The organism is Cytobacillus oceanisediminis 2691, from assembly GCF_000294775.2.
Taxonomy (GTDB): domain Bacteria; phylum Bacillota; class Bacilli; order Bacillales; family Cytobacillaceae; genus Cytobacillus; species Cytobacillus pseudoceanisediminis.
The window spans coordinates 1,596,623-1,610,151 of the sequence record NZ_CP015506.1; the positions used below are offsets into that span (position 1 = coordinate 1,596,623).

14 protein-coding genes and 1 riboswitch are annotated in these 13,529 nt (G+C 40.7%); of the genes, 7 read left to right on the plus strand and 7 right to left on the minus strand.

Annotated features, from left to right (window positions below):
* Positions 1 to 28 precede the first annotated feature (28 nt).
* Together A361_RS08175 and A361_RS08180 are read left to right on the plus strand one after the other, a co-directional pair.
* On the plus strand, positions 29 to 1,015 hold the full coding sequence (locus tag A361_RS08175) for a sugar ABC transporter permease (RefSeq protein WP_309246103.1): 987 nt from the start codon (positions 29 to 31) through the stop codon (positions 1,013 to 1,015).
* Positions 1,012 to 1,881 (plus strand): carbohydrate ABC transporter permease, encoded by an 870-nt coding sequence (locus tag A361_RS08180; protein ID WP_009331109.1) that lies wholly within the window; start codon positions 1,012 to 1,014, stop codon positions 1,879 to 1,881. Before A361_RS08175 ends, A361_RS08180 begins: the two co-directional genes overlap by 4 nt.
* 100 nt (positions 1,882 to 1,981) lie before the next feature.
* Here A361_RS08180 and A361_RS08185 read toward each other — a convergent pair whose 3' ends face one another.
* From A361_RS08185 to A361_RS08215, 7 genes are all read right to left on the minus strand, one after another.
* Positions 1,982 to 2,725, minus strand: a complete 744-nt coding sequence (locus A361_RS08185) for a hypothetical protein (protein WP_009331108.1) — start codon at positions 2,723 to 2,725, stop codon at positions 1,982 to 1,984.
* Between the two features lie 146 nt (positions 2,726 to 2,871).
* Positions 2,872 to 3,639, minus strand: coding sequence for a TatD family hydrolase (locus A361_RS08190; protein WP_019381595.1), 768 nt, complete (start codon positions 3,637 to 3,639; stop codon positions 2,872 to 2,874).
* 11 nt (positions 3,640 to 3,650) lie between these two features.
* Positions 3,651 to 4,385, minus strand: coding sequence for an ABC transporter ATP-binding protein (locus A361_RS08195; protein ID WP_019381596.1), 735 nt, complete (start codon positions 4,383 to 4,385; stop codon positions 3,651 to 3,653).
* Complete coding sequence (locus tag A361_RS08200) at positions 4,382 to 5,149, minus strand: ABC transporter permease (RefSeq protein ID WP_009331105.1); 768 nt, start codon at positions 5,147 to 5,149, stop codon at positions 4,382 to 4,384. The genes A361_RS08195 and A361_RS08200 overlap by 4 nt, the downstream gene beginning before the upstream one ends.
* Entirely contained in the window at positions 5,146 to 5,439 is a 294-nt protein-coding gene (locus A361_RS08205; RefSeq protein WP_009331104.1) for a thiamine-binding protein, read from the minus strand. The genes A361_RS08200 and A361_RS08205 overlap by 4 nt, the downstream gene beginning before the upstream one ends.
* Positions 5,440 to 5,452: 13 nt before the next feature.
* Entirely contained in the window at positions 5,453 to 6,457 is a 1,005-nt protein-coding gene (locus A361_RS08210; RefSeq protein ID WP_019381597.1) for an ABC transporter substrate-binding protein, read from the minus strand.
* Positions 6,458 to 6,565: 108 nt separating this feature from the next.
* Positions 6,566 to 6,674, minus strand: a riboswitch (TPP riboswitch).
* Positions 6,675 to 6,747: 73 nt separating this feature from the next.
* Positions 6,748 to 7,161: a YkvA family protein gene (locus A361_RS08215; RefSeq protein WP_019381598.1), complete on the minus strand. Its 414-nt coding sequence runs from the start codon at positions 7,159 to 7,161 to the stop codon at positions 6,748 to 6,750.
* Between the two features lie 146 nt (positions 7,162 to 7,307).
* On the opposite strand from A361_RS08215, the gene A361_RS08220 reads away from it, so the two are divergent.
* The 5 genes from A361_RS08220 (at position 7,308) to treC (ending at position 13,492) form a co-directional block, all read left to right on the plus strand.
* Positions 7,308 to 8,021 (plus strand): NAD-dependent deacylase, encoded by a 714-nt coding sequence (locus tag A361_RS08220; protein WP_009331101.1) that lies wholly within the window; start codon positions 7,308 to 7,310, stop codon positions 8,019 to 8,021.
* A 117-nt stretch (positions 8,022 to 8,138) separates the two neighbouring features.
* Positions 8,139 to 8,312, plus strand: a complete 174-nt coding sequence (locus A361_RS08225; protein ID WP_009331100.1) for a twin-arginine translocase TatA/TatE family subunit — start codon at positions 8,139 to 8,141, stop codon at positions 8,310 to 8,312.
* 283 nt (positions 8,313 to 8,595) lie between these two features.
* Entirely contained in the window at positions 8,596 to 10,002 is a 1,407-nt protein-coding gene (gene treP / locus A361_RS08230) for a PTS system trehalose-specific EIIBC component (protein ID WP_019381599.1), read from the plus strand.
* Between the two features lie 88 nt (positions 10,003 to 10,090).
* Positions 10,091 to 11,767: a glycoside hydrolase family 13 protein gene (locus A361_RS08235; RefSeq protein ID WP_019381600.1), complete on the plus strand. Its 1,677-nt coding sequence runs from the start codon at positions 10,091 to 10,093 to the stop codon at positions 11,765 to 11,767.
* Between the two features lie 39 nt (positions 11,768 to 11,806).
* Positions 11,807 to 13,492: an alpha,alpha-phosphotrehalase gene (treC, locus tag A361_RS08240; protein ID WP_019381601.1), complete on the plus strand. Its 1,686-nt coding sequence runs from the start codon at positions 11,807 to 11,809 to the stop codon at positions 13,490 to 13,492.
* Positions 13,493 to 13,529: the final 37 nt, after the last annotated feature.

A 13,529-nucleotide genomic window follows, 5' to 3' on the forward strand; every position in this document is an offset into this window, starting at 1 on the left:
TTCTCTCTTTAAAAATAAATAAAAGAAGGTGTATGGGTTGAAATCATATGATACAACGATTGCTCGCCGGGGAGCGGGTCTTGCGGAAAAAAAAGAAAAGACATCACGCAGACGGATGTCCCGCCAAACAAGAGAAAATATCTTTGGATATCTATTCATCAGCCCGTGGATAATTGGTTTCCTTGGACTGACACTTGGTCCGCTTTTATTTTCCTTATTTGCCAGTTTTACAGATTATAATATTACTTCAAGGATGAATTTTATCGGCCTTGATAATTTTAAACGCATGTTTACAATCGATGATCTTTTTAAAACGTCTTTATGGAATACCCTTTATTACGTTTTATTTTCTGTCCCGCTGACTACTGCAGGGGCGATTTTTCTGTCGGTTCTTTTAAATCAGAAAGTAAGGGGCATGAAATTCTTCCGCACACTTTATTATCTGCCTGCTATCCTCTCGGGTGTTGCGGTTTACTTTTTGTGGATGCAGCTGCTAAGTCCTTCGACAGGATTGGTAAATACGTTCCTTGCATGGATTGGGATTGAAGGGCCAGCCTGGCTGTTTGATCCTGAATGGACGAAACCAGCTTTGCTTTTGATGAAAATGTGGAGTGTCGGAGGCGGAATGCTGCTTTACCTTGCAAGTCTGCAGGGAGTTTCAGCTTCACTGTATGAAGCAGCGGATCTTGATGGGGCAGGTGTTATGCAGAAATTCTTTTTTATCACCCTGCCAATGATTTCACCAATCATTTTCTTCGATGTGCTGACTAGTACCATTGGTGCCTTCCAGATCTTTCAAGAAGCATATGTCATGACAGAAAACGGAAGCGGAGGACCAGGAAATTCACTCCTATTCTACAATCTGCATATGTGGAATAACGCGTTTGAAGTGTTTGACATGGGCTATGCATCTGCAATGGCCTGGCTGCTGTTTATTGTCGTAATGGTACTGACAATCATTAATATGAAACTCGGCAAAAAATGGGTCCATTATGAGGGGGGAGATAATAAATGAGAACTGCCGCAGCACCGAAGTTTTATGAGACAAAAAAATTCAAAGATAATTTAAAGCAGACGATTATTTTTATCGTTTTATTAGCGGGAAGTGTACTGGTATTATCTCCCCTGTGGTGGATGATTTCGACATCATTGAAATCTCCTGCTGAGATTGCGCAATATCCGCCTACCTTTGTGCCAAAGGAATTCCATTTTTCCAATTATGTTGAAGCATGGAAAACAGCGCCGTTTACCCGCTGGGCAATGAATACGTTTTTTATTGCCCTCTGTGGAATGGCTGGAAGTGTTCTTGTCAATTCACTCGTTGCATATGCGTTTGCGAAAATCCGTTTTAAAGGAAGAAATGCTTTGTTTATAGTTGTGTTATCAACCATGCTGATCCCAGGGTTTGTCACGATGGTGCCTCAATACATTTTATTTTCGAAGCTTGGCTGGGTAAATACGTACCTGCCGCTGATTGTTCCAGCTTTTTTGGGGAGTGCCTTTTTCATCTTCCTATTGCGCCAGTTTATGATGTCCATTCCTAATGAACTAATAGAGGCGGCAGTGCTTGACGGTGCGAATCATCTGCAGATCTGGTGGCATATTATGCTGCCTCTGACGAAGCCGGCTCTTATTACAGTGGCCATTTTTTCGTTTAATGGGGCATGGAATGATCTTCTCGGACCATTATTGTATATAAATGATGAAAGTCTGTACACACTGCAAATCGGGCTTCAGACCTTCAAGGGAACAGTTCAGACACAATGGCATTACCTGATGGCCATGTCAGTCATGGTCCTCCTGCCAGTTGTACTGCTATTCTTCTTCTTCCAGAAGCACTTTATAGAAGGATCAAATATCGCATCAGGTACTAAGGGATAATAAAACCGGCTAAGCATCTGCTTAGCCGGTTTTATAACTGTCCAGCTCAGGCGTCATCGGCTTATGAATGTCGATGATAAGCATAAGCGCTCCGCTTTTCTTATTGAATAGGGCAATATGTTCTCCATTCCCCGCTAACACATACTTTATGGCGGGGTACATAACAGTCAATGATTACCGAATCTGGATTTAGTCCGCTTTCTTTTAGCTGGGAAGACACTGAAACTTCAGGCTCAGTATTTGCGGATGAGCAAGGGTATCCGCCGCGCCATTCATATTTTGTACAGTAGTAGCATAACTCGGCTGCTGCAGTGATTTTATCGGAAGAGACAGCATTGCTTACTGCTGCTTCTTCAATCAAATGCGTTTTCTTCCTTTCTACCTCTGTCAAATAATCAGTAAAGATGCTGTCTTTCGATATATCTATTTTGGTTTCTTCATTTGACTTCAGGTCTTTTACATAAAAAGCCTGATCCTCAATTAACCTGCTGTAATCGACGAGCCGGACTTTTAATCCTTTTCCGTCGGACTCATAAGAAAATGATAGAAGTGACGAGAAATTTACGAGGGCTTTACTATCTAAGAAAACATTTTTTTCTTTGTATTCTATTTCATATTGAACTGTCCAGCCATATTGTTTTCCTTTTTCATCAACAAGAGCTCTTGGCTTGGCGGCTGCATCTTTTAAAATGGAGGATTTAAATTCCTTAAACTCATCAGCCTTTAATACGGCTTTCATGAAATCTTTCTCAGTCAAATCAGCAGAACGGCTTTTGGTTTCTGCAGAAACATTGCCTGAGAAGACTAGTAAAATAGTCAATAACAAGAAAATATACCTTTTCATTACATACCTCCTAAACGTATTGTCCAATATAAGATTAACCTATATTTCCAAAATTAGGAATGGTGCGAAATGATTATATTTATCTAGTATTTTTTATCTAATCTGAATAAAAAAAACAGCCTTATGGCAAAAGACTATAAGGCTGATTAATCAATATTATAGAAGCTTTTTGTATTATCATACAGCTTCTTAAGAGCGCTGCTGAAAGCTAATTCTTTTAGTTCAGCAAGGGCACTGATGGAATGGGCCATCATGGCTGGATGGGTAGGCTTGTTTTTAAAAGGGCCTTCGAATTCCCATGGACCATCCGTTTCTGCCATCAATTTATCCAGCGGGTAATCCCGTACAAGGTCCTGTATTTCTTTTTCGTACACGATATCTGGAGTAAAGGAGATGTAATAGCCATTGGCAATCAGCCTGCTTGCCGCTGCGCTGTCACCTTTAAACCAGTGAAAATGAGCTTTTTTAATCGAATGCTTTTCCAATAAATTGCACACAATCGGTGCATCATCATAAATTGCATGGAGGGCAATGGGCTTATCCCACCTTTTAGCGAGCTTAATGAATTCTTCGAGAAGTTCAATATATCCCCCAAGCTGCTTTCTCCCTTCAGACCTTAAATAGTATGGAAGGCCAACCTCGCCAACAGCAGCCATTTGTTCTATGTGAATCTTTATCCAGCTGAAAAGCTCTGAAATTTCATGATCACTGGGCAGAACCTGTTCAGGGTGAAAACCGAAGGCAGGTTTAACAAAGGAATAAATTTCTGCAAGAGCAAGATTTCTTTTGCAGGATGCTAAATCGCTTGAAACTGTAACAAGTGAAAGCTGAAACGGCAACTCATGAAACATTTTCTCTAATTCAATATTGCTGTACTTATCAAGATGAATATGGGCATCAATATACTTATCCATGCTGTTGCCTCCTAATGATTTTTCAGCGCATGATGGATGCTTCTTTTGCAGGCAAGGAAATTTTCATTGAGATAAAGTTCCTCCATTCTTGGCCTGTTAAAGGGTACCTTATATTCTTTAATTACTTTAGCAGGCTTGCTGCTCAGTACTAAAATTCGATCAGAGAGGTAAATGGCTTCTTCGATATTGTGGGTTACAAACAGAATTGTCGGCTTATGCTCATTCCAAATATCGAGAAGCCACTTTTGCATATCGTGGCGGGTAAGCTCATCTAAAGCTGAAAAAGGTTCATCCAGCAAAATGATAGGCTGCGGGCTTAATAATGCCCGGATAAAGGCAGCCCTTTGCTTCATTCCCCCTGACAATTCATGGGGGTATGCATTTTCATAGCCGCCGAGACCAGCTTTTTGAAGCATCTTTCTGGCCGCTTCCGAATCGGTTTTACCCATTAGCTCCTGTCCAAGCAGAACGTTTTGAAGAATGGTTCTCCAGGGCATCAGGGAAGGTGTCTGAGGCATATAGCTTATTGAACCGCGTTTGCCGTTGATTTTCACATTCCCAAGCGTTATGGAGCCTTCGTCCGGCAGAAGCATCCCGCCAATCAGGTTGAAAATGGTGCTCTTTCCGCTCCCTGAAGGACCTAAAATCGAAACAAATTCCCCTTCATTTACATGAAAACTCAAATTGTCTAAAACCTGATTAGTATCAAAACTTTTGGTTAAATGATTAACGGATAATTGTATCATTTCCTGGCACTCTCCCGTGACTTCCATTTAATCAGCAAACGTTCAGCCAGTAAAATTCCTCCAAAAAACAGCAAGCTTAACAGCATAATCGCAAAAATGGCAACAAAAACACGGTCTGTCCGAAATGAAGAAGATGCCAGAGTCATATAAACACCTATTCCTTCTTTAGCTCCGAGCCATTCGGATATTACAGCACCCATCACACTATAGGTTGCGGAGATTTTTAGCCCTGAAAATAGAGAGGGAAGGGAATAGGGAAGCTCCAGCTTCCAAAACAGCTGTCCTTTGCTGGCCCCTGCCATCAGCATATAATGCCTAAGTTCTCCGGGTGTCTGGCGAAAGCCGTCCAATGCAGCAACAGTAATGGGGAAGAAGCAAACCAGCGTGATGACAATCAGCTTTGGAAGTATCCCGAAACCAAACCAAACAACCAGCAAAGGAGCCAGAACAATTATAGGCACATTTTGTGAAAGTATGAGGAGAGGGTAAACCGACTCCCTTATAAAAGGCAATAAGTGCAGTATAACGGCTGTGATTAAACCTATGACGGTGCCAATGGCAAATCCCAATAGGGAAAGCATGACTGTCGATTGAAGGTGGTGGCTGAAGCCCTCCCAGCCCGAAATCGCTTCCAGAACGATTTCTGTTGGCGGAGGCAGGAGCCATGCAGGGACTTCTGCCAGATTTACTGCCATTTCCCAAGCAATGAATAAAAGAAGGAGAACCGCAGCCGGCCTCCATCCTTTTCTGAACAAATTTATCATGGACGATATTTCTCCGTTAAATCACTCATTTCAATACCGTCCGGCTGATATAGAACCTTTACCTGTGAGATTACATTGCTGCTTCCTCTTTCAATCATTTTTCTGTTCATATCAGCTATGATTTTCAATAAATGGTCTAAATCGCCTTCCATCGTTGTTTCGAGGGGGTGCACTTCGTACTTAACACCGGATTGCTGAATGACACTAATTGCTTCATCAACGTAAGGTATAACATTTTCCCCATCTTTTGTTTTCGGTATGATCTGAATGCTTACAAGTGCGTTTGCCATATTTGAACTCTCCTTATTCCGGCAGGAAGTCATTAGTAAATGCTTTGCCTGCATCTAATTCTTTATCTAAAAGACCATTTTCATGCATCCAGTCTGCATAGTTTTCCCAGACTTCAAGCTTTTGTTCACCCCATCTTGAAGCATCATCCTGATAGCGGGGGGATAGCCATTCCTGGCTTTTTTTGACCAATTCGCTGTCCAGATCCGGAGCATTCTTTAACAAAATATCTGCTGCTTCGCCAGGTTGATCGATTGCAAATTCATATCCCCTTGCTGCTGCTTTTACAAATGCTTTGACAGTATCCGGATCATCTGCAATCATTTTTTCGCTGGTTGCGAGAACGGGCGTGTAGTAATCCAGTTTTTCTGAGTAGTCGGTAAGGTAGACCATATTAATCTTTTCCCCCCGAAGTTCTGCTTCTACACCTGTCCATCCATAATAAATCCATGCGAAGTCTATATCTCTTTTAACAGCTGTAAAAAAGTCAGCATCCCCCATATTAACAATTGAGACCTTATCAATATTAGCGTTTTCCTTCTTCATTAGGGAGTCTATTACCGATTTTTCTACAGGTGCCCCCCAGCCGCCATAAGTTTTTCCTTCAAAGTCTTTCGGCGATTTAATGTTTTTTTCGGCAGGGGATGCAAAACCGGAAGTATTATGCTGAATAACAGCTGCTATCGATACAAGGGGAACGCCCTGTACACGTGCTTCCGTGATGCTTTCCTGATAGCTGACACCAAAATCAGCCTTGCCTGATGCAGTCAATTGATCTGCACCTGCTTCACCTGGCATTATAATTTCTACATCGAGCCCTTCTTCTTTAAAATATCCTTTGTCCTTTGCGGCATATAAGCCGGTATGATTGGTATTAGGTGTCCAATCCAGTACAACAGTAACTTTTTTCAAATCTTGTTTGCTGTCTGAATCTTCGCTTCCAGTCTGATTATCCGGTCCATTGCCGGCACAGCCTGAAAGAAGCAGCAGCGAACAGATAGCTGCAATCCACTTTTTCATAAGTACTCCTCCTAAAAAACGTTATGTAATAAGGAAAGTTAATGATAGTCTGCCCTGAAAAATAAAAACGCCCCGGTATAAACCAGGGCGCATATAAAAAACATTTAGTATGTTTAAGAATATGTTCCCTACGCTGGTATGAGCCAGATCAGGTTCAAAGGGTCAGCATCTTAATGATGAAGTCTCAACCGGCATACCGGTTCCCCTACATTTCTTGCTATTTAATTTTGACAGCATAAATACTTTCCATCATTATTATAGCAAATAATATTAAAATGCACAGAAAATAATTATTTCATTCCAATCGTCCTGCTCTCTTTCCAAATTCTGAATTTTTCAAGTTCACCTGTAATTTGGCTAACGGCAAAACCAAGGACTGCTACATCATCTAAGATTCCCATTCCTATTAAAAAGTCAGGAACAAGGTCTATTGGGGAAACAAAGTATAGTATGGAAGCAATAATAAAGATAATCGATTTTTTTGAAATATGCCGGTAATCGCCTTTAGACCATGACTTTACTAAATCGATCAGAAGCTGAAACTTTTCCCATATATCACTTAATGAAGATTGGTTTTTATCTGCTTTAAGTGTAGCCTTTCTTAAAAGTCCTTTTGTTTTTTCAGGATCGTCCGCATAACGTTTAGCCCTGGATGAAAATTTTTTATAGCCGTCCTTATAAACTTTGGTTTCTATTTCAGGCATAGCTATCACTCCTATATTGATAATTCGCATAAACAGTTATAATCTAGTATTTACCGCATACCTGACATGACATAAACATTTCATTGGGAGAAATAAATGGAAATCAAATTTAACCTGTGACAAAACCTTATTGGGAGCTGATATCTATGCTTGAGAAATGGCTGAAAGAATCAAATTATACAGTAATATTGACTGGAGCAGGAATGTCGACAGAAAGCGGACTGCCTGATTTCAGGTCTGCCAATAATGGATTATGGAATGGGAAAGATCCTGGGAAAATAGCCAGTACAAAAGCATTGAATGAAAATGTGAACGAATTTATAGAATTTTATCGGCACAGGGTAATCGGGCTTAAGGAGTGTAATCCCCATCAAGGGCACTATATTCTTGCAGATTGGGAAAAGAGAGGTATTATTAAGAGCATTATTACCCAGAACGTGGATGGATTTCATGGACTCGCGGGAAGTGAAAAAATATCAGAGCTCCATGGGAATCTGCAGACACTCCATTGCCAGAAATGTAAAAAAGAGTTCCCGAGCGAGGGGTATTTGCATGGTCAATTCCAATGCCGTTGCGGGGGTGTGCTCCGTCCTTCAGTGGTTCTGTTTGGGGAAATGCTCCCTGAGGAGGCCTTAGATTTCGCAGCAGATGAAACAGAAAAAGCAGAACTTTTTATTGTTCTGGGATCATCCTTGACTGTAACACCTGCAAATCAGTTTCCGCTGATAGCCAAACAAAAAGGAGCAAAACTTGTGATTATTAATATGGAACCTACGGATTTCGATATTTATGCTGATAAAGTGATTCATGACCGCAAAATTGGTGAAGTGCTGGATGAACTTGATAGAGCCTTCAAATAGTCAAAAAACATGAAATCATAGCACTCATGCTATGATTTTTTTTATCAATCAACTATAATGGACAATGAACATGATTACTACTGCCTCAAGCGATATGATATATAAGGAGTGTTCAGCATGTTATCAAACATCGGTATTCCAGGTTTAATTCTAATCCTGGTTTTGGCTCTGATTATTTTTGGACCTAAGAAACTTCCTGAAATAGGAAGAGCGTTCGGGGAGACATTAAAAGAATTTAAGAAATCTACCCGTGAGCTCACAAAAGATGATGACAATGATAAAAGGAAATAACCTATTCAAGTGGTTTAGAACCGGCTTTGCAGACAAATTAGTCTCGAAGCCGGTTTTTTATTTTCTGGCTTTCGAAGCGAGTGAATGGGTATAGAAAAGAGAGAAATGAAAAAATGGTTGACTAACATGTATATACAAGATAAAATGAAAGCGTAAACAGTTCATGTATATACAAGTTGGTTTGCTAAATTGGATAGAGTTGTAAATGGCGAGAACAATAAATAAAAACCTTATAACTGTTTTTTTCTATAATATGAAAACGGTAACAGGAGGAGAGCGAAGAATGGCTACGAATAAAGAGTCAGCAGAGCAAATTGTAGAAGCTATCGGGGGCAAGGATAATATCGCAGCGGCTACTCATTGTGTTACACGTCTGCGTTTTGCCTTAAAAGATGAGGGGAAGGTCAATAAAGAAAAACTCGAAAATATAGATGTAGTGAAAGGTTCCTTTTCCACAAATGGACAATTCCAGGTTGTCATTGGACAAGGCCTTGTTGATAAAGTGTATAAAGAAATGACAGAAGCAACTGGAATAGGCGAATCATCAAAAGAAGAAACAAAAAGTGCTGCTGCTGAGAATTTAAATCCATTGCAGCGCGGCATTAAAACACTCGCAGATATTTTTATTCCAATCCTTCCAGCTATCGTAACAGCCGGTTTGCTGATGGGGATAAACAATATTATGACAGCACCGGATATTTTCTTTGATGATAAGTCTTTTGTTGAAGTTTATACTAACTGGGCTGATCTGGCTGGCATCATTAACCTGATTGCCAATACTGCTTTCGTATTCCTTCCCGGTTTGATTGGATGGAGTGCTGTAAACCGGTTTGGCGGAAGTCCTCTTCTTGGTATTGTGCTAGGTTTAATGCTAGTGCATCCGGATCTTTTAAATGCATGGGGCTATGGTTCTGCTGAAGAAGTTCCGAAGTGGAACTTATTCGGGTTAGAAATAGAAAAGGTAGGTTATCAGGGGCAGGTATTGCCTGTATTATTTGCTTCATACGTATTGGCTAAGATAGAAGTATTTCTGAGAAAAAGAATCCCTGATGCTTTTCAGCTTCTAACTGTCGCGCCGATCGCTTTACTGATCACTGGGTTTCTTTCTTTTATTGCTATTGGACCGATCACATTCATGATCGGCAGCTGGATTACAAATGGGGTTGTCGGAATCTTTGATGCTGTTCCAGCCCTTGGAGGCTTGATTTACGGTGGATTATATGCCCCTCTCGTTATCACTGGTATGCATCATACGTTCCTGGCAGTTGATCTGCAGTTAATCGGCAGCATTGGCGGCACGTTTTTATGGCCGATGGTTGCATTGTCTAATATAGCTCAGGGTTCCGCCGCTTTTGCCATGATGCTGTTAAGCAAAGGGAACGAAAAACTGAAAGGGCTTGCGCTAACTTCTTCAGTATCAGCGTGGCTGGGCGTAACAGAACCGGCAATGTTTGGCGTAAATCTTCGCTTTAAGTACCCTTTCTTTGCAGCGATTATTGGGTCAGCAATTGCAGGAATCTTCATCACTATTAATGGAGTTAAGGCACCGTCGATAGGTGTAGGAGGCTTGCCGGCATTCTTCTCTATCTTTGCGGGAAATTGGGGTTCTTTCTTTATCGGAATGGGTATTGCACTTGTCGTACCGTTTGTATTGACCTTAGCCTTCTCTAAATTTAAAAAAGCAGAATAGAAAGATTGATGCCATGGGGTTCTATGATTCCATGGTATCGCCATTTCTTGGGGCATGCACACAAATGTTAAAAATCGGAGGTCGCCATATGAAGAAGCAATGGTGGAAAGAAAGTGTAGTTTACCAGATATACCCGCGGAGCTTCATGGATAGCAATGGAGATGGAATAGGAGATTTGCAGGGTATCATCTCCAGGCTGGATTATTTGAAAGAGCTAGGGATTGATGTGGTCTGGCTTTCTCCAGTATATAAATCGCCAAATGATGATAATGGCTATGATATAAGCGATTATCAGGATATTATGAGTGAGTTTGGAACAATGGAAGATTGGGAAGAACTTCTCGGAGAGATGCATAAGAGAGAGATTAAACTCATTATGGATCTGGTGGTGAACCATAGTTCAGACGAACATATCTGGTTTGCAGAGTCCAGGAAATCCAAAGACAATCCATTCAGGGATTATTATATATGGCGCGAAGGAAGGAATGGAAAAGAGCCGAATAACTGGGGAAGCAATTTCGGGGGATCCGCCTGGAAACTTGATGATAAAACAGGAGAATATTATTTGCATCTGTTTTCAAAGAAACAGCCAGATTTAAATTGGGATAATCCGAAACTAAGAAATGAAATATACGACATGATGACTTGGTGGCTGGAAAAAGGCATTGATGGATTCAGAATGGATGTGGTCAACTTTATTTCCAAAGTAGAGGGACTTCCTGATGATGAACCAAAGCCTGGAAAGAAATATGCTTCTGGAAGCAAGTATTATCGAAACGGCCCCAGAATTCATGAATACCTGCGGGAGATGAATGAAAAGGCGTTAGCGAAGTTTAATGTTATGACTGTTGGCGAAATGCCCGGTGTGACTCCTGAGTGGGCCAGGCAATATACAGGGGAATCACGAAATGAGTTAAATATGGTCTTCCAATTTGAACATGTTAGCCTGGACAACGGGCCAAACGGCAAATGGGATCTTAAACCCCTTGATCTGTGTGACTTAAAACTAAACCTGACAAAATGGCAAAATGAGCTGGATAAAGCTGGCTGGAACAGCCTTTACTTTAATAATCACGACCAGCCCCGCTCTGTTTCAAGATTCGGCAATGACGGAGAGTATAGGGAAAAGTCGGCTAAGATGCTCGCAACATTGCTTCATATGATGAAGGGAACTCCTTATGTTTATCAGGGCGAAGAAATTGGAATGACGAATGTCCGTTTCTCAAGCGTTGAAGAGTACAGGGATATAGAAACACTTAATTTTTATAAAGAAGCACTTAACGATGGCTGGACAGAGGATAAGGCCCTTGAAAGCATATACGCAAAAGGGCGTGACAACGCCCGGACGCCGATGCAATGGGATTCTTCCGAGCACGGAGGTTTTTCGGATGGAACCCCCTGGATAAAAGTAAACCCTAACTATAAAGACATTAATGTGGAAAAGGCCATGAAAGACCCTGATTCTGTTTTTCATTACTATAAAAAGCTTATTGAACTTAGAAAGAAAAATGAAATTATTGTTTACGGCAGGTATAACCTAATACTTGATCAACATCCTGAAGTGTACGCTTATACAAGAACATTGGGCAATCAGATCCTTCTTGTCTTGTGCAACTTCTATGGAGGAAACCCTGAAGTAGAACCCCCTGCATACATCCAGGAAAAGAAATTTGAGGCACTGATTGGGAATTATAAAGATATACAAATTAACAGAACAATTAAGCTGCGTCCCTATGAAGCTCAGGTCCTTCTTTTTAACAGCTAAAAACTCAATTTCTAAAAAACTAAAACAGGTGTGATTCTAATGAAACAACCATGGTGGAAAAAATCAGTAGTATATCAAATTTATCCAAAAAGCTTTAACGATACGACAGGAAATGGGGTTGGAGACATTCCTGGAATTATTGCCAAGCTTGATTATTTAAAAGAATTAGGTGTGGACGTCGTCTGGCTGACACCAATTTATAAATCTCCGCAGCGCGACAACGGATATGATATTAGTGACTATTTCAGCATTCACGAAGAATACGGAACTCTAGCTGACTTTGAAAAGCTTCTTGAAGAGGCACATAGCCGGGACATTAAAATCATTATGGATATTGTAGTAAACCATACTTCCACAGAACATCAATGGTTCCAGGAAGCAAAAAAATCAAAAGACAATCCATACCGTGATTTTTATATTTGGAAAGACCCTAAGGACGATGGAAGCGAACCGACAAACTGGGAATCAAAATTCGGTGGAAATGCATGGAAATATGATGAAGCAACCGGCCAATACTATCTCCATCTTTTTGATGTCACGCAGGCGGATCTAAATTGGGAAAATGAAGAGCTTCGCCGAAAAGTGTATGACATGATGGAATTCTGGTTTGAAAAAGGTGTAGATGGCTTCAGACTTGATGTAATCAATCTGATTTCTAAAGACCAGGAGTTTCCCGATGATGACGGATCTGTGCCTCCGGGAGACGGCAGAAAATTCTATACAGACGGACCTCGTGTACACGAATTTATGCATGAAATGAATGAAAATGTATTTTCAAAATACGATAGTATGACTGTTGGCGAAATGTCCTCCACTTCCATTGAACATTGTATAAAGTATTCCAATCCTGAGAGGGAAGAGCTGAGCATGACTTTCAACTTTCATCATTTGAAAGTGGATTACCCAAATGGAGAGAAATGGGCAATCGCTGAATTTGACTTTAGAGCGTTAAAGCAGATTTTATCAAGGTGGCAGACTGAGATGCACAAGGGCGGAGGCTGGAATGCTTTATTCTGGTGCAATCATGATCAGCCCCGAATTGTGTCAAGATATGGTGATGACAGGAAATATCATCGTGAATCTGCTAAAATGCTGGCGACAGTCATTCATATGATGCAGGGAACCCCTTATATTTATCAGGGTGAAGAGTTTGGCATGACAAACCCAGGCTTTGAAAACATTGGAGACTACAGAGATGTAGAATCACTGAACGTTTATAATATCCTTAGGGAAAAGGGAATGAGTGAAGAAGAAATCATAAATATTCTCAAAAGCAAGTCTCGCGACAATTCCCGGACCCCGGTGCAGTGGGATAGTTCTGAAAATGCCGGTTTCTCCGATGGAACGCCATGGATAAATGTTGCAACAAATTATATGGAAATAAATGCCGAAAAAGCATTGAAGGACGGAGATTCTATTTTTTATCATTATAAGAAGCTGATCCAGCTTCGCAAGCAATATGATATTATCACGTACGGAGACTATGAACTGATTTCTGAGGAGCATCCTAAGGTATTTGCTTATGTTCGAAATGGCAATAATGAAAAGCTGCTGGTCGTGAATAATTTCTATGGGGAAGAAACATCATTTATCATTCCTGAACACCATCAGGCAGACGAATATAAAGATGAGATCTTACTGTCCAATTACAATCAGTCACCTCCGGCAGCACAGACCATTAAATTAAGGCCGTATGAATCCGTTATCTATTATTTAAAGAAATAAGATCAAAAAATCCTCCCGTAAACAGCGGGAGGATTTT